A 16,495-nucleotide genomic window follows, 5' to 3' on the forward strand; every position below is an offset into this window, starting at 1 on the left:
TGACCCCACCGATTCCACACAACAGCGCGCCGACGGATCGGTCTCCCGGCCCCGCCGGGACGTCGACGCACCTGCTCAGATACCCGGCGCCGCGCGCGCGAAAACGCAGGCAAGCAGGCTGCCGTCGGGCGATAATCGCGCGCCGCGCGCGGGTACAACGTACGCCAACGCACCATGAACACCACACGCACGCTCACCGGCATCGTCCTGGCCGCCTCGCTCGCCACCCTCGGCATGCGACCCGCTCCGGCATCGGCCAACGCGACCGGCTGGATCATCGGTGGCGCGGCCGCCGCCGCCGGCACGCTCTTGATCATCAACCACAACAAGAAGGTGCACGAGAAGTACGCCGCCTACGATCACGAGGTCGCGGCGGAGCAGGCCGCGGCGAACAATGCGCAGGCCGCGTACGCCGCCGAGCACCAGGCGTACGTGCACGAAGCGGCGCTGGTCGCCGAGTACAAGCACGAGACCGCGGTGCAGCACCGCATCGTCGTCGGGCTCGAGCAGCAGCTGCGCGAGCGCGGCCGGCCGGCCGGCCAGGTCGCGTCCAGCGGCCGCGCGCCCGCGACGCTGAAGCCGGCCGCCGACGGCTCCTACGGCTGGGGCACGCTCTGACGATGCGCGCGCCGGCGCTCGTCGCGGCGATCGCGTTCGCGGCGCTCGTCGCGGGCTGCTCGCGGCCCACCGGGCCGCAGCAGTTGGCGGTCGCCACGACGCGCGCGGTGTACGCGAACAACGTGAACGCGGCGGTCGCGAACTTCGAGCCGGCGCTGCGCAGTCAGGTCACGAGCGCGTCGGTCGCGCAGCTCTCCGACGCGATGCACGCGATGGGCGCGATGCACGGGTTCAGCGTCGCCGGCAGCACGCCGGCGCAAGGGCGCTACGACTACACGGTCGCCTTCGACAAAGGCCGGATGTTGGTTCAGCTTCGGCTCGACGGCGACCGGCGCATCGCGGCGTACCGCATCACGCCGCTGGCGCAGTAGCGCGGGCGGGCGCCAGGACGCGGCCGCCCCGCCGCCAAGTCGTCCGCATGCAGACGCTCCCGCGGTACCTGGCCGAGCACCTGCGCGCTCCCCGTGAGCGCGCCTTCGCCGAGCGGCTCGGCGCGCCCGAGTGGCGTTTCACCTCGTCGACGCGAATGCTCGAGCGCGCGCGCGCGATCGCCTGCGCGTTGCGCGAAGCGGGAGCGCAGGCCGGCGATCGCGTCGTGCTGATGGCGAACAACCGCGTCGACTGGATCGCGGCCGACTTCGGCATCCTGTTCGCCGGCTGCGTCCCGGTCCCGACCTACGCGACGATCGCGCTCGACCAGCTCGACTACATCCTGGCCGACTCGGAGGCCAAGCTGCTGTTCGTCGAGAGCGCGGCGCAAGCGCAGCGCGTGCGCGCGGCCTGTCCGCACGCGCCGCGGATCGTCGCGTTCGACGATCCGGGTCCGGACGGACTCGGCGCGTTCGAAGCGGTCGGTGCGGCCCGCGCCGCGGCCGATCCGGCGGCGGCGCTGCGGCTCGCCGACGGCGTGCAGCCGGGCGAGGTCGCCGTGCTGATCTACACCTCGGGGACGACCGGCAACCCCAAAGGCGTGATGCTCACGCACGACAACCTGCTCTCGAACGCGACCAGCTCGTACGACTACGGCCTGCAGGGCGTCGAGACGGCGGGCGAGATCGTGCTCTCGGTGCTGCCCTACGCGCACATCTACGAGCACACCGGCCTGCTCGGATACTTCCACGTCGGCTACGACGTCTACGTCACGCAGCCGGACTTCTTGCTGGCCGACTTGCAGGCGTCGCACCCGTTCGCGATCTCGCTGGTGCCGCGCATCTACGAGCGCATCCTGACCGGCATTCGCGCCGGCGCCGCCGCGCAGGGCGGCGAGGCCGCCGTCATGGTGCCCAAGGCGCTGGAGATCGCGCGCGCGTACGCCGCCGAGCTGCACGCCGGTCGCACCCCGAGCGCCGAGCTCACGCAGCAGCACGCCGCCGTCAGCGCGATGGTCTTTCCGGCGATCAAAGAGCGGCTCGGCCTGGACCGCCTGCGCTACTTCGTGAGCGGCTCGGCGCCGCTGCACCTCGACGTCGCGTTGACCTTCGCCGGGATGGGACTTCCGATCGGCGAGGGCTACGGGCTCACCGAGACCTCGCCGACGATCACCGCGCAGCGCGTGCAGGACGTCCGCTACGGCACCGTCGGCCGGCCGATCCCGGGGATGGAGATTCGCATCGCCGACGACGGCGAGATCCTGGTGCGCGGCGCGGGCGTGATGAAGGGCTACTATCGCAGCGCCGAGGGGTTCACGTCCGACGGCTGGTTCCAGACCGGCGACATCGGCCAGCTCGACGGCGACGGTTTTCTGACCATCACCGACCGCAAGAAGGAGCTGATCAAGACGTCGGGCGGCAAATACGTCGCCCCTAGCCGGGTCGAGGCCGCCGCGCGCCGCTCGCCGTATGTCGGTCAGTGTCTGGTGCTCGGCGACGGTCACCCGTTCCCGATCGCGCTGGTCGCGCCCGAATGGGCGGCGGTGCGCGCGCGCTTCGGCATCGCGCCCGACGTGCCGACCGCCGAGATCGCCGCGCGCGACGACGTCCACGCCTTCGTGCAGAACGAAGTCGCGGCGATGACGGCGGAGCTGGCAACCTTCGAGCAGATCCGTCGCGTCGCGCTGCTGCCGCGCGACCTGACCATCGAGGACGGCGACCTCTCGCCGGCCATGAAGGTACGCCGGCGCGTCGTCGAGCAGCGCTTCGCCGACCTGATCGCGCGCGCGTACGCGGCGCCGGCGAACGCCGCCGCCCAGGTGACCAGCGCATGACGGCGGTGGCCACCGCGGCTGCGCCGGTTGCGCCGCGCCGCCGCGAGCTCGATTTCCAGCTCTACGACGTGCTCGACCTCGAAGAGCTGCTGCGCTTTCCGTACTACGCCGAGCACGACCGCGCGACCGTCGACGGCATCCTCGACACCGCCTACGCGATCGCCGGCGAGGTCTACGCGCCGTTCGCCGCCGCGCTCGACGCCTACCCGTTCCGGCTCGTCGACGGTGAGGTCGCGATGCCCGACGCGCTCAAGGCCGCCGTGCGCGCGTACGTCGACGCCGGCTTCGTCGGCGCGACCTTTTCGGCCGAGGACGGCGGCCTGCAGCTGCCCGACACCGTCACCTCGGCGGCCGGGCTCGTCTTCTCGGCCGCCAACAACGGGGCCAACGGCTACACGTTCCTGACCATCGGCGCCGCGCATCTGTTGGCCGCGTTCGCGAACGACGAGCAGCGCGAGCGCTGGATGGCGCCGCTCGTCGAGGGGCGCTACCTGGGCACGATGGCGCTCTCCGAACCGCAAGCGGGCAGCTCGCTGGGCGACATCACCACCAAGGCCGAACCGGCCGGCGACGGCACGTACCGGCTGACCGGAACGAAGATGTGGATCTCGGCCGCCGAGCACGACTTGGCCGAGAACATCGTCAACCTGGTGCTGGCCAAGATCCCCGGCGGACCGCCGGGCGTGAAGGGCAGCTCGCTCTTCATCGTGCCGAAGTATTTGGTCGACGCGCAGGGCCGGCGCGCGCAGCGCAACGACGTCGTCGTGACCGGGCTCAACCACAAGCTCGGCCAGCGCGGTATCATCAACACGGTGCTGACCTTCGGTGAGCGCGGTGCGTGCGTCGGCTACCTGGTCGGCGAACCGCACGACGGGATGCGCCAGATGTTCCACATGATGAACGAGGCGCGCATCGCGGTCGGCGCAGGCGCCAGCGCGCTCAACGTCGCCGCGTACGAGTATGCGTTGCAATACGCCAAAGACCGTCCGCAAGGCCGGCGCTTGACCGACAAGAACCCGCTCGCGCCGCCGGTGCCGATCGTCGAGCACGCCGACGTCAAACGAATGCTGCTGCGCGCCAAAGCGATCGCCGAAGGCGGGCTGGCGCTGGTGCTGTGGTGCAGCCGGCTGATCGACGTCACCAAGGCCCACCCCGACGCGCAGGCGCGCACCGACGCCGAGCTGCTGGTCGACGTGCTGACGCCGGTCGCCAAGACCTGGCCCTCGGAGCGCGGCGTGGAGTGCACGTCGCTTGCGATCCAAGTGCTGGGCGGGTACGGCTACTCGCCGGAGTATCCGGTCGAGCGACACCTGCGCGATCAGCGCCTCAACCCGATCCACGAAGGCACGACCGGGATTCAAGGGCTCGACCTGCTGGGCCGCAAGCTGCGCCTGCACGACGGCGCGGGCCTGCGGCTGTTCCTGGCCGCGCTGGCCGGCGAAGTCGATGCGGCGGCCGGCGTCGAGCTGTTGCGCGAGGAGCGCGCCGCGCTGAGCGCGGCGAGCGCGACGCTCGAACGGGTGACGCGCGCGCTGCTCGCCGCGCAGCTGACGCTCGGCCCGGAGCGCGCGCTGGCCGAGTCGACCGACTACCTCGACGCGTTCGGCACGCTGGCCGTCGCCGGCCGCTGGCTGGCGATGGCGCGCGCGGCCGCCGCGTCGCCGCCCGGCGACTTCACCGCCGGCAAGCTCGCCACGTGCCGGTATTTCTTTCGCCACTTCGTCGCCGATGCGGTCGCGACGCTCGAACGAATCGAGCAGCTCGACGACGTGATCGTCGGCGTCGCACCGGAGATGCTGTAAGCACATGGACTTGGGGATCGCCGGCAAGCTCGCGTTGATCACCGGCGGCAGCTCGGGGATCGGACGGGCCGTCGCGCTCGGCTTGGCGGCCGAGGGCGCGCGCATCGCGGTCGCCGCGCGCCGCGGCGAGGAGCTCGACGAGGTCGTCGCCGCCGCCCGTGCGGCGGGCAGCCCGCAAGCGCACGGCTACGCGGTCGATCTCACCGACCCGGCCTCGATCGCCAAGCTGCTCGACCAGATGCGTGCCGCGCAGGGCGATCCGCAGATCGCCGTGCTCAACGGCGGCGGCCCGAAGCCGGGCGCCTTCACCGACATGCAACTGGCCGACTGGGACGCGGCCTACCAGCTGCTGCTGCGTTCGATGCTGCAGCTGGTCGAAGCGGTGCTGCCGCCGATGCGCGCGGGTAAGTGGGGCCGCATCGTCAACCTCGCCTCGACCTCGATCAAGGCGCCCATCCCCAACCTCGCGCTCTCGAACACCTTCCGCGCCGGCCTGTTGGGCGCGCTCAAGACGCTCTCGCGGGAGGTCGCGGCCGACAACGTGACCGTCAACGTCATCGCCACCGGCCGCATCCTGACCGATCGCGCGCGCAGCATGTACAACGATCCCGCCGCGATGCAGAAAGCCGCCGCGGAGATCCCCGCCAAGCACTTCGCCTCGCCCGAGGAGTACGCGCCGCTGGTGGTGTTCTTGTGCTCGCAGGCCGCCGGCTACGTCACCGGCACGACGATTCCGATCGACGGCGGTTTGTTGATGGGCCTGAGCTGACGCTCAGCGCCAGACCGGGTTGACCGCGTAGCGGCTGGGAGCCAGCTGCAGGTACTGCACGACGCGCGGACGCGTCGCGCGGTTGGGACTGCTGCCGTGCGGCAGCGCGTGGTGCCAGATCACCAGACTGCGCGCGGGCGCCGCGATCGGCACCGCGCCTAGCGCGTCGACGCGGTCTTGCCGGCGCGGATCGGCGTCCGGCGGGAGCGACGCCAGCCACGCCTCGACGCGGCGGTGAAAGCCGGGCACGCAGGTGAACGCGCCTTGGTCCGGCGCGACGTCCTCGAGATAGAGAATCCCCTGCAGTCCGAACGGAATCGGCGGCGTGAGGCTGGTGTCCCAGTGCAGGTGCGGGCCGGGAAACGTCCAGCCTTCGCGCTCGGGTGGGTTGAAGCCGACCTGGTCGACGTTGGGCCACAGGTCCTCACGGCCCCACAATTGCGCGAAGGCGCGAAAGACGCGCGGCGCGCGGCGGTTCGCTTCGATCGCCGCGTGCTGCAACAGCGGGACCCAGATGCTGTGGCCTTGCGGTCCGTCGTACCAGCTGTCCGGCCGTGAACGCTCGGCGCCGACGAACGACCAGATCGCGGCGGCGGCGTCGGCGCACTGCGCCGCCGGGACCGCATCGGGGACGACGACGTAGCCGTGCTCGGCGAAGAACGCCAGCGCCGCGTCGTCGAGCACCGGCGCCTCGTCGACGCCGGGCGGGGCCCCGACGTCTTCGCCGCGCAGCGCGGCGTTCAAGCGCGCGACGTTGTCGGGCGCCAGCCGGGACCCGACGCGTTCCGCGACGGCCGTCTCGAACGCCGCGAAGCTCGGCCACGTATCGTGGGCCAGCGAGAACGCCTCGCGCAGGTTGAGCCCGAGCCCACGAATGACCAGGTCGTCGCGATCCCACTCGTGCCGATCCTCGTCCGTCTTCGGGAGGCAGGCGCGCGCGCGCATCGTCCGCGACCACAGGCGTTTGAGGTGCACGACCCCGAGCGCGCCGAGGTCTTCCGCGTCGGCCAGGTCGGGCGGTCGAGGAGGGTTCGTCTCGGGGCGAGTAGCCGCCGTCATGGACGTCCGCTTCGCCGCGACCGCGCTCGCCACCGCGTTCACGATCATCGACCCGATCGGGATGATCCCGCTGACGCTCTCGGCGACCGCGCGCGCCACGCCGGTGCAGCGTTCGGCGATCGTCGACCGGGCCGTGCTGGTGGCCGCCGGCGTGATGCTGTTCATGGCCGTCCTGGGCCGCGCGCTGCTCAGCTACCTGGGGATCACCCTGCCGGCGTTCACGATCGCCGGTGGCATCCTGCTGCTGCTGATCGCGATCGACATGCTGTTCGCGCGTCCGGTCGGCGCGAAGGGGACGCAAGCCGAGGAGCGCGAGGCGGCCGAGACGCTCAACCCCGCCGTCTTCCCGCTGGCGGTGCCGATGATCGCCGGACCCGGCACGATCGCGACGATCTTGCTCCTGGTGAGCCTCGCGCACGGCGATCGCGAACGGCTGCTGGTGGTGTTCGGCGCGTTCGTGGCGGCGCTGATCGTCACGTGGGCGTGCATGCGCGGCGCGACGCTGGTGCTGCGCGCGATCGGCAAGACCGGCATCCACGTCGTCACCCGGCTGCTCGGGATCATCCTCGCGGCGCTGGCGGTGCAGTTCATGCTCAACGGCATCCTCGAGTCGCCGCTCTTCCCGCACGGCGGATGAGGCTGAGCGCTACGCGTCGGACGCCACGTCGGCCAGGTGGTCCAAGATGATGCCCCAGCCTCGCGTATGGCCCTCGTGCATCGCGAGCGTGGGCAGACGCTCGTGCGTCAGCACGAGATCGGTCTCGTCGCCGCGCGAGGTGAGCTCGAGGGTGACCAGCGTGTCCACGCCGTCGGTCAGCGGACCGGTCCAGGTGAACACGAGCTTGCGCGGCCGGTCGATCTGCACGTAGGTGCCGGACACCTCGCGCCGGGAGTCCTGCGATGACATGACCAGGCTGAAGGCTCCGCCGGGGCGCAGGTCGCAGGTCGCTTTGCAATCGACCGGGCCCGGATAGGGGCTCATCCAGCGGACCATCAGCTCGGGTTTGGTCCACAGGTCGAAGATCTGCTCGGCGCCGGCGCGCACGCGGCGGCGTATCCGCACGGTCGGTCCCGTCGCGTCATCGCGAACCATGCTTGCGATCCTTCCGGCGTGACGTGCCTTCGCTCTCGAGCTCGCGCAGCACGGACTCCATGGCGTCGAGCCGGTGTTCCCAATACGAGCGCGTCCGCTCGATCCAGCCGTCGACCTCGTCCAGCGAACGAACGTTGATGGAGAGAATGTGGTCGCGGCCCCGCTTGTGCCGCTCGATCACGCCGCTCGCTTCCAGCACGCGGATGTGCTTCGACACCGCGTTCAACGACATGTGGAAGGGCTGGGCGACCTCGGTCACCCGCGCCTCGCCGCGCGAGAGCCGCTCGATGATCGCCCGTCGCGTCGGATCGGCCAGCGCGGCAAACACCGCGTCCAGGCGCGCGGTGCGCGACGCGGGCGTCCTCCCGGCTTCGATCTTGGTCATGTGTCCGCCCACGTGATGCTCGCTGCTGCTGATATTCTACCCGAAGGTTGACAATCCGTCGAGCTCGGGCTTATATTCAACCTATAGGTTGAATTATTTCGATCATGAAGGAGAGCTCGATGGGAATCAAACCCGTTGCCGCCGCGACGGCAGCGGCCGCACTGCTGAGCGGCGCCGTCGCGCCGGCGCAGGCCGCGCCGACCACCAACATCGTCATCGTTCACGGAGCATTCGCCGACGGCTCCGGGTGGCGCGGCGTGGCCGACATCCTCGAGAAGGACGGCTACACGGTCAGCGTCGTGCAGATACCGTTGACGTCACTCGCCGACGACGTCGCGGCGACGAAACGCGTGCTGGCGATGCAACACGGCCCGACGCTTCTCGTCGGTCACAGTTACGGCGGCGTCGTCGTCACGGAAGCGGGCGAAGCGCCGAACGTCGTCGGCCTCGTCTACGTCGCCGCGTTCATCCCCGACACGGGCGAAAGCGCGGTCAGCCTGCTGTCGTCGGCTCCCGCCGCGAACGACGACATGCGTGCCACCGAGGACGGCTTCCTGTACATCGACCCGGCAGCCTTTCCGGCCGATTTCGCCGCCGACGTCCCGCCGGCCGAAGCGAGCTTCATGGCGCGTTCGCAGCCGATGCTTTCGGCGAAGGACGCCGGGAGCGCGCCGGTGACCACCGCCGCTTGGCACCGGAAGAAGAGCTGGGCGCTGGTCGCGACCGACGACCACAACATCAATCCCGATCTCGAGCGCACCATGGCCAAGCGCGCCGGCAGCGAAACGATTGAAGTCGCCGGCAGCCACGCGGTCTACCGATCCCGCCCCGACGAGGTGGCACGGTTCATCGAACGTGCCGCGAAGGCGTCCGGCCAATGAGCCGTTCATGACGAACGGATCGCCGGCCGGCCCTGCGAGGTCACCGGCGATCCGCCCGCGCGCCCACACCCGAGCAGGTCAGGGCTAGGGCACGATTGCCATCGGTCCGGAGACGGCGTTGATGTACGCGTCGATCGTGACCGCGCTGGGGAGGCTCGACGCGGCCAGCTGTTCGATCTCCGGGATGCTGCTGAGCGACGCCCACAGGTTGCCGCCGCCGTCGACCACCAGCGGCATCGAACCGCCGCTGTTGTAGAACGAGCTGTCGAACAGCGTCGTCGTCAGCGCGGTCGAGCCGGCCGCGAAGTAGGCGATGTCCTGATTCGCCTCGTCGTTGACGTACAGACCGCCGGAGGCGTCGAGCGCGATCGGACCCGGCTGCGCGAGCGAGGGATCCGAGAGCTGCGTCCCGGGCGTCTTCGTTCCGGCCGGGTAGACGTTGACGTAGCCGGCGCTGTCGCTCTCGTAGACGTCGCCGCTCGCGTCGACTGCGATGCCCGCGGGTTCCGAGAGCTGCGCGCTCCCGCCGCTGATCGTGAACGACGCGGTGCTCGCGTTCGGCGCGAACTCGGCGATGCTCGGGGGCGGTTGGCGAAAGCCGCCGCCGGTCAACACCCAGAGGTCGTCGTTCTTGTCGACCGCCAGCGCCAGCGCGCCGCCGACGCCGGTCGTGATCGACCGCCCGGCGCTCTCCGCGCCCGGCGAGAAGACCGAGACGGCGAACGATTCGCCCAGGCCCAGGAACGAGGCGTGCACGGCGTAGATCGTACCGTCGGACGCCGCCGCGATGCTGTTGGCGATCGTCAGCCCCTCGCAGGCGCAGACCGGAAACTGCGCGACGGTCTTGAGCGATTCCAGGCTGACGGCGGTGATGAGGGTGCCGGCGGCGATGACCATCGCGGGCGTGAACGTGTACGCGGTCGTGCCGCTGACCGGCGCCGGCGTCGTGCCGTCGCCGAGGGTCGCATCCTGCACGGTCGCGCTGATCGCGACCGTCTGGCCGCCGGCGCTCCCGCCGCTCGCGCGCAGCACGTACGCGAACGGATCGCTGTTCTGCGCCGAGGCGACGCCGGCGTAACTGCCACCGGTGCTCATGCTCACGGTGGTGACGCTCGGCGCGCCGGGGCCGATGATGACGTTGCCGTCCACGTCGAGCGCTTCGACCTCGACCGGCTGCGCGAACAAGCCGGGGACGTGATACGGCGGCTTGGTTCCGTCGACCGTCGCGGCCGCGCCGGGCACGATCACGACCGACGCGGTCGCGGCCGCCAGCGTCAGACCGATCGGCGTCGCGACGCCGGAGGCGATCGTCGCGCGCACGACGTTGCGCGAGAGGACGTTGCCGGCGCCGTCGGTGAGCTGCAGCGAGAACGTGTCGCTGCCGGCCGGCGCGACGACTTGGAACGTGCATTGCAGTTGCGCCGCCTGCGTCACGCAGCCCGGCGACTGGGGCGTGAGACCGTAGGTCGACGCCGTCCCGCCGTTGACGGCGACGACCAAGTTCGCGCTCGAGGGCGAGACGTAGCGCGGCGCGCGCCGGTTGGCGGCGCTCGACGCGCCGGCGCGCGGGACGGCGATGGTGAGCGTCGCGCGCGTCGCGCCGCTCGGCGCCGACGGCGCGCCGGGCGTCGTGGCCGGCGTGGCGGGGACCGTCGAGCCGCCGCGGCCCGAACAAGCGGCCAGCGCGAACAGCGTGCCGGCAGCGAGCAATCGTTTCACCTGCATCTCCTAGTTCACCGTGATCGCGGCGGCCGAGACCGAGACCGCGACCGACACACTGTGGCCGTTGGCGTCGCTGACGGTGACGGCGCACGTGCCGGGACCGACCGGCGTCACCGCGTAGCTCGCGGTGCCGCCCGACGAGCCGCCGCTGACCGTCGCGATCGCGCCGGTGAGCGGGTTACAGGTGTTGGTCTGCGTGTACGCTCCGCTGTAGCCGCTCTCGCTGACCGTGAACGTGGCCGGCGCGTTCGAGCTGAACGCGATCGACGTCGTCGACGCTTGCAGCTGCGTCGCCGCCGGCGTCGGGCTGGCCGTCGCGCCGCTTGCGGGTGTCGGGGTGGGCGTCGGGGCGGACGTGGTGCCGAGCGCGGCCGGCGTCGCGCCGCCGCCGCCGCCGCAGGCGGCCAGCGCGAGCGCGGCGAGCGCGCCGAGCACGACGAGGCGAGAAGACGTGCGTCGCATCATTTGAACGGCACCGCTCCGATCTGACCGTAGGCGTTGTCGAGCATCCACAGGGTGCGATCGCCGCGGTCGACCAGACCGGCGATGACCGAAGACTGCGGAATCAGGTTGGCATAGGTGTACACCGCGCGCGTCGTCGGGTTGACGACGGTGACGTCGGCGTAGCTGGAGAAGAAGCCGCTGCCGGGTAGCTCCGCGAACCACAGGTTGTGGTCGGAGCCCAGCGCCGCGGCGCCGTACGCGCCGGCCGGTACGCCGCCGGTGATGAGCTGCACGGTTTTGGTGGCCGGTGCGATCGAGCCGATCGTCGAGGTCCCCGCGTTGCTGTAGCTGTCGAACCACACGTTGCCGTCGGGCCCGTTCACCAGCTGCAACGGACTCTGATCGGGGAACGCGGGCGTGCTGACCGGCGTCACGACGTAGCTGCCGGCGGCGACGTCGAGGCGACCGACGGCGTCGTTGCCGCCGTCGGCGAACCAGATCCCGTTGTCGGGACCGAGCACCATCGACATCATCGGCTGACCGAACGGGTTCGCCGGCGTGGCGGCGTCGGGTGTCTGATATTCGACGATCGCGCCGCTGCCGGTGTTGATGCTGCCCAACCAGCTGGGCTGGCCGACGTTCAGCGGCGGCTGGTTCAGCCCCTGATCGTAGAACCACATCGTCCCGGTCGGGCCGGCGACGATCCCGGTGACGTTCGCGTTCGCTTCCAGGCCGGTGGTGTAGGTCGCGACGTTGCTCGTGCTCGGCGTCAGCTCGCCGACGCTCGAGCCGGCGGCGAACCATGCATTGCCTTGCGCGTCGAACGCGACCGCGTACGGTCCGGCGAACGGCGCGGCGACCGTGTACGAGGTGTACGTCTTCGCGACCGGGTCGAACGAGGTGAGCTGACCCTGACCGTCGTCGGCGGTCCACAGCTTGCCGTCGGGCGATTCGACGAGACCGTAGGGCTGCAAGAGCCGGTGGTCGCTCCCGTAACCGGCGTAGCTGCCCGGGTGCGGCGCGACCGTCAGCGTCACCGGTGCGGTGAAGGCGCCGTTGCCGATCTGCAGCTGCGTGACGTCGAAGGTCGTGTGCGGCACGATCGTCGCCACCGCGCTGCCGCTCTGGAGCGGTCCGCCGGCGATGCTGACGCTGGCGTCGGCCGCGTTCGCGACCGTGGCGGTGAAGCTGCCGGTGAAGCCGGCCTGCGTCAGCGTCGCCGCGACGCCGGAGCTCGCGTCGTCGTACACCAGCAGCGGCTGCGGCGCGACCGAGAGCGGCGCCGCCGTCAGCGTCGCGCTCACGCCGGTTCCGGTGGCCTGGATCGCTCCGTTCACCAGCTGTTTGCTCGCATCGAAGGTGACGGTCACGACCGTGCCGGGTTGGGTGACGCTGGCGGTCGAGAGCGAGAGCGCGTGGGTCGGGTCGCTGAAGATCTGCAGCCCGATCGACGAGGCGTAGGGGCCGGCGCCCACGATCGTCGCGCCCGACGCGTCGAGCGCGTCGAGCGTGACCGCGTAGCGATGGATCGCGCCGTCGTCGACCAGCGGCAAGACGCTCGGCGAGAAGGCGATGCTGGCCGGCACGCCGCCGAGCGAGAGCGCGACCGGCGCCGCGCTCGTCGCGGTCACCGTCTCGGCAACGGTCGTCGTCGCCAGCGCGGTGCCGCTGCCGTTGCTCGACTGAAAGGTCGAGATCGCGAACACGTCCTGGCCGATCGCCGCTGCGGCGCTGATCGTGCACACCAGCGCGCCGCCGCTGCCGGTGGCGCAGCCGGGCGCGTTCGCCGCCAGCGCGGCGATCGTCGGCGTCAGCGTCACGGTCGCACCGTTGACGCTCTGCACGGCGATGCGGACCGAGCCGGTGTTCGGCGAGACGTAGCGCGGCAAGCGCAGGTGTGCGCTGGTGCCGCTCGCGGTCGGTACCGTGATCGTGAACTGCTCCGCGAGCTGCGCCGTCCCCGACGGGACCGGCGTGGGCGTCGGCGTGCTCCCGCTCGTGCGCGGCAGCGAGCTGGTGCCGCCGCCGCCGCCGCACGCCTGGAGCGCGCAGACGGCCAGCACCGCGACGCCGGCGGTCAGGTGTCGGATGGTCATTGGTTGGTCACCGCCTTGATGAGCGCGCGCGCGAACGGAACGCCGAGCCCGGTCACCTGGTCGTAACCGGTGCCGGCTTGATAGCCGGGATCGAGCGGCGGCGAGGTCGGACCGGGCTGCGCGACGACTTGCGCGTTGTCGCCGTAGACGACGTCGTAGAACGTCTGCGCGTAGGCCGGCAGCACCGTGCCGTTCTTGGAATAGAAGCCGTACAGCAGCGGTGCCGCGTTGCCCAGCCGGTAGCTCTTGGCGCCTTGCGCGGTCGCGCAGGTTGGCGCCGACGCGCAGGCTTGCAGCACCAGCGCCCACATCGCCGCCATCTCGGGCGCCGCGACGCTGGTGCCGCCGATCGACTCGACGACGGGGCTGAAGGCGGCGTTGATCAGCGTCGACATCCCGGTCTCGGGATCGCCGAGCAGCGAGTCGTCGGGGACGTTGCGCGTGCTGCCGATCAGGCCGGGAATCCCTTGCTGCCATGGCGTGAGGCTGGTCGAGAAGTACGCCGAGACGCCGCCGCCGCTGCCGCCCGAACCGTCGCTGGTTTCCAAGCCCCAGGCGGTGATCTGATTGGTGAGGTTGCCGAAACGGTCGAGTGGAACGGTGACCCCGCCGACCGCGGCGACGTTCGGATCGGTCGACGGATAGCTCACGCACGGCTGATCGATCGCGGCCTGATAGACCGGACGCTGGCAGCCTTCCGCGCCGGCGTCGCCCGAGGAGACGAAGACCGCGATCCCCTCGGCTGCGAGCGCGGCGAACTCTTCGGGTCCCAGGCCCGCGGTGGGATCGTTGGCGGGACCGAACTCCAGGCCGACCTGCGCTTGTTCGGGGCCGCCGTAGCTCAAGCTGAGCACGTCGGCCTTGTCGTCGGCGATCGCTTGTTGGATCTCGTCGTCGGCGACGTCGAGGCCGATCAAGTCGATCGGCGTCGTGCCGCTGCCGCACGGCGGCGGCGTGACGTTGCCGCTGTTGTCCTCGCAGTATCCCGGCAAGTAGCCGAGATAGAAGAGCACCTGCGCGCCCGGCGCGAGCGAGGCGGCCGCCTCGGTGTCGATCTGCGCCTCGCCGTCCTCGGGGTTGCAGCCGGGCAGCGTTCCGCCGCACAGCGCCGTCACCGGCGGCGGCGTCTGGAAGCCGGTGTCGGGCGGGTTCTCGATGCCGTTCTGCGCGATGGCCGCGTCGGTGACGTCGACCTGGCTGACGGGCGCGACGCTGGTGGAGAACATCGTGCCGTAGGCGGGAACGTCGGCGGCGCTGATCGGACCGGTGCCGATGATGCCGACCGAGATGCCGGTGCCGGTGTAGCCGGCGTCGTAGGCGCCGGTGTAGTCGAACGCGTTGCGGATCTGCAGCGGACCGTAGCCGCTGGTCGTGATCGCGCCGCCGCTGATCGGCACGTAGTTGCGGAACTGCCGCTTGGCGGTGACCAGCCGGGTGATCGCGCTGACCGGCAGCGCGCGGGTGAAGTGCGGCGTCGTGTGCGGCGCCAGGAACGTCGTCGTTCCGGCGCGGTAGACGCCGAAGGTGGTCTGGAAGGCCTGTTCGAGCGCGTGCTGCGGGCCGCTGACGAACAGCGAGAGGTGCTGCGGCCAGGTCGCGACGCGCAGACCGTAGCCGGCGAAGTACGCGGCGACGGCGTTGAGCGACGCGCTCGACGCGCCGTACTGCGCGCCGATCTGCTGCGGGGTCAGAAAGTGCCGATAGCTGGCCGAGCCCGGCGTGCTGGCGGCGGCGGCGTAGCGCGCCAGACCGTCGGCGTTCTGCAGCTGCAGCGCGACGTCGACGCCCATCGTGCCGACGTTGGCCGGCCCGACGTACTGCGCGCCGGCCGGCGCGTCGGCGCCGTAGGCGAAGGTGGCGGCGCCGGCGGTGGCGGCGTTGCTGCCGCCGGACGACGTCGGCGTCGCCGGCAGCGCGCCGGCGTGGCCGCCGCCGCCGCTGCAAGCGGAGAGCGCGACGGCGGCGATCAGCGTCGCGGCCAGCGTGGAAGCGGTGCGATTCACAGGGCTCCTCCCGAACGGTGCAGGCGCGCGGCCGCCGCGCGCGCCAGCTGGGCGGCGCGCTGGACACGGGCGGCCAAGACGGCGCGCTCGAAGCGCGCGTGCAGCACGGCGCCGACGTCGAGCCGGGCGCCCGGCACGCTCGCCGCGCTCGCGGTGCCGCGAGCGCGGCGCGCGCCGCTCAGCGTGAGGCCGGGGATCGTCGAGCTCGGCTGCATCCCGAGCGTCTCGGTGACGGTCGCGATCTCGAGCGGCGGGGTCATGGTGAACGCGAACGCCTGATCGCCGCTGAAGTCGTAGTCGAACGTCTGCTGGTCGGTCGAGACCGTGCACAGCACCCCGTAGCCCGGCGCGACGTAGCGCGTCGTCGTTTCCTGCTCGGTGTAGCCCAGGATGGTGTCGGTGCGTGCGATCGTCTGCGCCAGCGCCGTCGCTTGCGCCGGGAACGCCGCGGTCAGCCCGCAGCCGGACGGAATCGTCTGCGTCCCCTGGTCCAGATCGTTCTCGTCGTAGAGCGCCGGCGCGTTGCCGTACCACGTGGGCACTTGGAAGGTCTGGTACGGGGCGACGGTCGTGTCGAGTCCGAGATACTCGTTGATCGTGATCAGCGCGGGACCCGAGGCTTGCGGTTCCGGCGGGCTGTAGGTGATCGTCAGCGTCTCGCCGTTGGCCTCGAACGCGAACGTTCCGCTGCCGTCGGCGTTCTCTTGGATGTCGCCGACGCCGTCGGCGCCGGCGACCGCGTAGTTGGGCGGGTAGGTGGTCTTCTCGTTGTAGGTGCCGTCGTCGTTGACGGTGCGCACGACGGTGATCGGCGAACCGCTCGCGTCGCCCGCGACGGCCTCGTCGATCGTCGCGCCCGGACCGTTCGACCAGCGCGCGCCGGCGGTCTCCGGTAGCTGGTCGAGCACGTCGGCCGGCGTCGCCAACGTCGTCTGCGTGTCGCCCGCCTCGTCGGCGAACTGCGAGCCGTACGCGAGCAGCTGCGTGTTGGTCAGCGCTTCGTAGGCGTCGGTGGTCGACGTCGTCGTCTTGAGCCCGCTGCTGAGCGCGTCGGTCTCGGCATCGTGCAGATCGACCAGACCCGCGGTGCCGTTGAAGTTCTGCCCGGCGGCGACGGTGACGGTTTGCGTCACGTTCGTCGTCGTCGTGGCGATCGGTTCCGGCGAAGCGCCGGGAGGGGTGATCTCGGTGAAGGTCTGGAAGCTTTGCACCAGTTGCCCCGCGTAGACGAACGTGTCTCCAGCGGCGAGCGCGTTCGGTGACGGCGCCGGCGTGGGCGTCGCCGTCGCCACGGGCGTCGGACTGACCGACTGCGTGCCGGCGGCCGGAGTGACGGTCCCGGACCCGCCGCCGCTACATGCGGCCAGGCCCGTACATAGGAGGGCAATAGCAATTAACCCGGAGCGCATACGACGTGACT

General features: G+C 71.1%; 15 protein-coding genes. 7 read left to right on the forward strand and 8 right to left on the reverse strand.

Features of this window, described 5'->3' with window-relative positions:
* Window positions 1-174 precede the first annotated feature (174 nt).
* Genes VMD91_15670 through VMD91_15690 form a run of 5 tightly spaced genes read left to right on the forward strand, consistent with a single transcriptional unit; the run spans window position 175 to window position 5,392 of the window.
* Window positions 175-618: a hypothetical protein gene (locus tag VMD91_15670; protein ID HTW85508.1), complete on the forward strand. Its 444-nt coding sequence runs from the start codon at window positions 175-177 to the stop codon at window positions 616-618.
* 2 nt (window positions 619-620) lie between these two features.
* Window positions 621-989 carry a hypothetical protein gene (locus VMD91_15675; GenBank protein ID HTW85509.1) on the forward strand — a complete coding sequence of 123 codons (369 nt, stop codon included), beginning with the start codon at window positions 621-623 and terminating at the stop codon, window positions 987-989.
* 47 nt (window positions 990-1,036) lie between these two features.
* Window positions 1,037-2,821, forward strand: a complete 1,785-nt coding sequence (locus VMD91_15680; GenBank protein HTW85510.1) for a long-chain fatty acid--CoA ligase — start codon at window positions 1,037-1,039, stop codon at window positions 2,819-2,821.
* Window positions 2,818-4,623, forward strand: a complete 1,806-nt coding sequence (locus VMD91_15685; protein ID HTW85511.1) for an acyl-CoA dehydrogenase — start codon at window positions 2,818-2,820, stop codon at window positions 4,621-4,623. Before VMD91_15680 ends, VMD91_15685 begins: the two co-directional genes overlap by 4 nt.
* Window positions 4,624-4,627: 4 nt before the next feature.
* On the forward strand, window positions 4,628-5,392 hold the full coding sequence (locus tag VMD91_15690) for an SDR family oxidoreductase (GenBank protein HTW85512.1): 765 nt from the start codon (window positions 4,628-4,630) through the stop codon (window positions 5,390-5,392).
* Window positions 5,393-5,395: 3 nt separating this feature from the next.
* Here VMD91_15690 and VMD91_15695 read toward each other — a convergent pair whose 3' ends face one another.
* Window positions 5,396-6,451, reverse strand: a complete 1,056-nt coding sequence (locus VMD91_15695) for a phytanoyl-CoA dioxygenase family protein (protein ID HTW85513.1) — start codon at window positions 6,449-6,451, stop codon at window positions 5,396-5,398.
* Here VMD91_15695 and VMD91_15700 point away from each other — a divergent pair.
* Window positions 6,450-7,088, forward strand: coding sequence for a MarC family protein (locus VMD91_15700; GenBank protein ID HTW85514.1), 639 nt, complete (start codon window positions 6,450-6,452; stop codon window positions 7,086-7,088). The two genes, VMD91_15695 and VMD91_15700, sit on opposite strands and share 2 nt — an antisense overlap.
* A gap of 9 nt (window positions 7,089-7,097) precedes the next feature.
* Here the strand turns inward: VMD91_15700 and VMD91_15705 are convergent, their stop codons facing one another.
* Together VMD91_15705 and VMD91_15710 are read right to left on the reverse strand one after the other, a co-directional pair.
* Window positions 7,098-7,544 carry an SRPBCC domain-containing protein gene (locus VMD91_15705; GenBank protein HTW85515.1) on the reverse strand — a complete coding sequence of 149 codons (447 nt, stop codon included), beginning with the start codon at window positions 7,542-7,544 and terminating at the stop codon, window positions 7,098-7,100.
* Window positions 7,531-7,929 carry a metalloregulator ArsR/SmtB family transcription factor gene (locus VMD91_15710; protein ID HTW85516.1) on the reverse strand — a complete coding sequence of 133 codons (399 nt, stop codon included), beginning with the start codon at window positions 7,927-7,929 and terminating at the stop codon, window positions 7,531-7,533. The genes VMD91_15705 and VMD91_15710 overlap by 14 nt, the downstream gene beginning before the upstream one ends.
* A 119-nt stretch (window positions 7,930-8,048) precedes the next feature.
* Here VMD91_15710 and VMD91_15715 point away from each other — a divergent pair, with 119 nt between their 5' ends.
* Window positions 8,049-8,810 carry an alpha/beta hydrolase gene (locus tag VMD91_15715; GenBank protein ID HTW85517.1) on the forward strand — a complete coding sequence of 254 codons (762 nt, stop codon included), beginning with the start codon at window positions 8,049-8,051 and terminating at the stop codon, window positions 8,808-8,810.
* Window positions 8,811-8,894: 84 nt separating this feature from the next.
* Here VMD91_15715 and VMD91_15720 read toward each other — a convergent pair whose 3' ends face one another.
* Genes VMD91_15720 through VMD91_15740 form a run of 5 tightly spaced genes read right to left on the reverse strand, consistent with a single transcriptional unit; the run spans window position 8,895 to window position 16,367 of the window.
* Window positions 8,895-10,529: a hypothetical protein gene (locus VMD91_15720; protein HTW85518.1), complete on the reverse strand. Its 1,635-nt coding sequence runs from the start codon at window positions 10,527-10,529 to the stop codon at window positions 8,895-8,897.
* A 9-nt stretch (window positions 10,530-10,538) separates the two neighbouring features.
* Window positions 10,539-10,997: a hypothetical protein gene (locus tag VMD91_15725; protein ID HTW85519.1), complete on the reverse strand. Its 459-nt coding sequence runs from the start codon at window positions 10,995-10,997 to the stop codon at window positions 10,539-10,541.
* Entirely contained in the window at window positions 10,994-13,072 is a 2,079-nt protein-coding gene (locus VMD91_15730) for a hypothetical protein (protein ID HTW85520.1), read from the reverse strand. The genes VMD91_15725 and VMD91_15730 overlap by 4 nt, the downstream gene beginning before the upstream one ends.
* The gene (locus VMD91_15735; GenBank protein ID HTW85521.1) at window positions 13,069-15,075 is read right to left on the reverse strand and encodes a protease pro-enzyme activation domain-containing protein; all 2,007 of its coding nucleotides are present in this window, start codon (window positions 15,073-15,075) and stop codon (window positions 13,069-13,071) included. Before VMD91_15735 ends, VMD91_15730 begins: the two co-directional genes overlap by 4 nt.
* The gene (locus VMD91_15740; GenBank protein HTW85522.1) at window positions 15,072-16,367 is read right to left on the reverse strand and encodes a hypothetical protein; all 1,296 of its coding nucleotides are present in this window, start codon (window positions 16,365-16,367) and stop codon (window positions 15,072-15,074) included. The genes VMD91_15735 and VMD91_15740 overlap by 4 nt, the downstream gene beginning before the upstream one ends.
* Between the last annotated feature and the right edge of the window lie 128 nt (window positions 16,368-16,495).

The organism is Candidatus Sulfotelmatobacter sp., from assembly GCA_035504415.1.
Taxonomy (GTDB): Bacteria; Vulcanimicrobiota; Vulcanimicrobiia; order Vulcanimicrobiales; family Vulcanimicrobiaceae; genus Vulcanimicrobium.

What these genes read in the sequence shown, in the direction of transcription:
- VMD91_15670 (HTW85508.1), top strand. Translation starts at nt 175, where the DNA reads ATGAACACCACACGCACGCTCACCGGCATCGTCCTGGCCGCCTCGCTC.
- VMD91_15675 (HTW85509.1), top strand. Translation starts at nt 621, where the DNA reads ATGCGCGCGCCGGCGCTCGTCGCGGCGATCGCGTTCGCGGCGCTCGTC.
- VMD91_15680 (HTW85510.1), top strand. Translation starts at nt 1,037, where the DNA reads ATGCAGACGCTCCCGCGGTACCTGGCCGAGCACCTGCGCGCTCCCCGT.
- VMD91_15685 (HTW85511.1), top strand. Translation starts at nt 2,818, where the DNA reads ATGACGGCGGTGGCCACCGCGGCTGCGCCGGTTGCGCCGCGCCGCCGC.
- VMD91_15690 (HTW85512.1), top strand. Translation starts at nt 4,628, where the DNA reads ATGGACTTGGGGATCGCCGGCAAGCTCGCGTTGATCACCGGCGGCAGC.
- VMD91_15700 (HTW85514.1), top strand. Translation starts at nt 6,450, where the DNA reads ATGGACGTCCGCTTCGCCGCGACCGCGCTCGCCACCGCGTTCACGATC.
- VMD91_15695 (HTW85513.1), bottom strand. Translation starts at nt 6,451, where the DNA reads ATGACGGCGGCTACTCGCCCCGAGACGAACCCTCCTCGACCGCCCGAC.
- VMD91_15705 (HTW85515.1), bottom strand. Translation starts at nt 7,544, where the DNA reads ATGGTTCGCGATGACGCGACGGGACCGACCGTGCGGATACGCCGCCGC.
- VMD91_15710 (HTW85516.1), bottom strand. Translation starts at nt 7,929, where the DNA reads ATGACCAAGATCGAAGCCGGGAGGACGCCCGCGTCGCGCACCGCGCGC.
- VMD91_15715 (HTW85517.1), top strand. Translation starts at nt 8,049, where the DNA reads ATGGGAATCAAACCCGTTGCCGCCGCGACGGCAGCGGCCGCACTGCTG.
- VMD91_15725 (HTW85519.1), bottom strand. Translation starts at nt 10,997, where the DNA reads ATGATGCGACGCACGTCTTCTCGCCTCGTCGTGCTCGGCGCGCTCGCC.
- VMD91_15730 (HTW85520.1), bottom strand. Translation starts at nt 13,072, where the DNA reads ATGACCATCCGACACCTGACCGCCGGCGTCGCGGTGCTGGCCGTCTGC.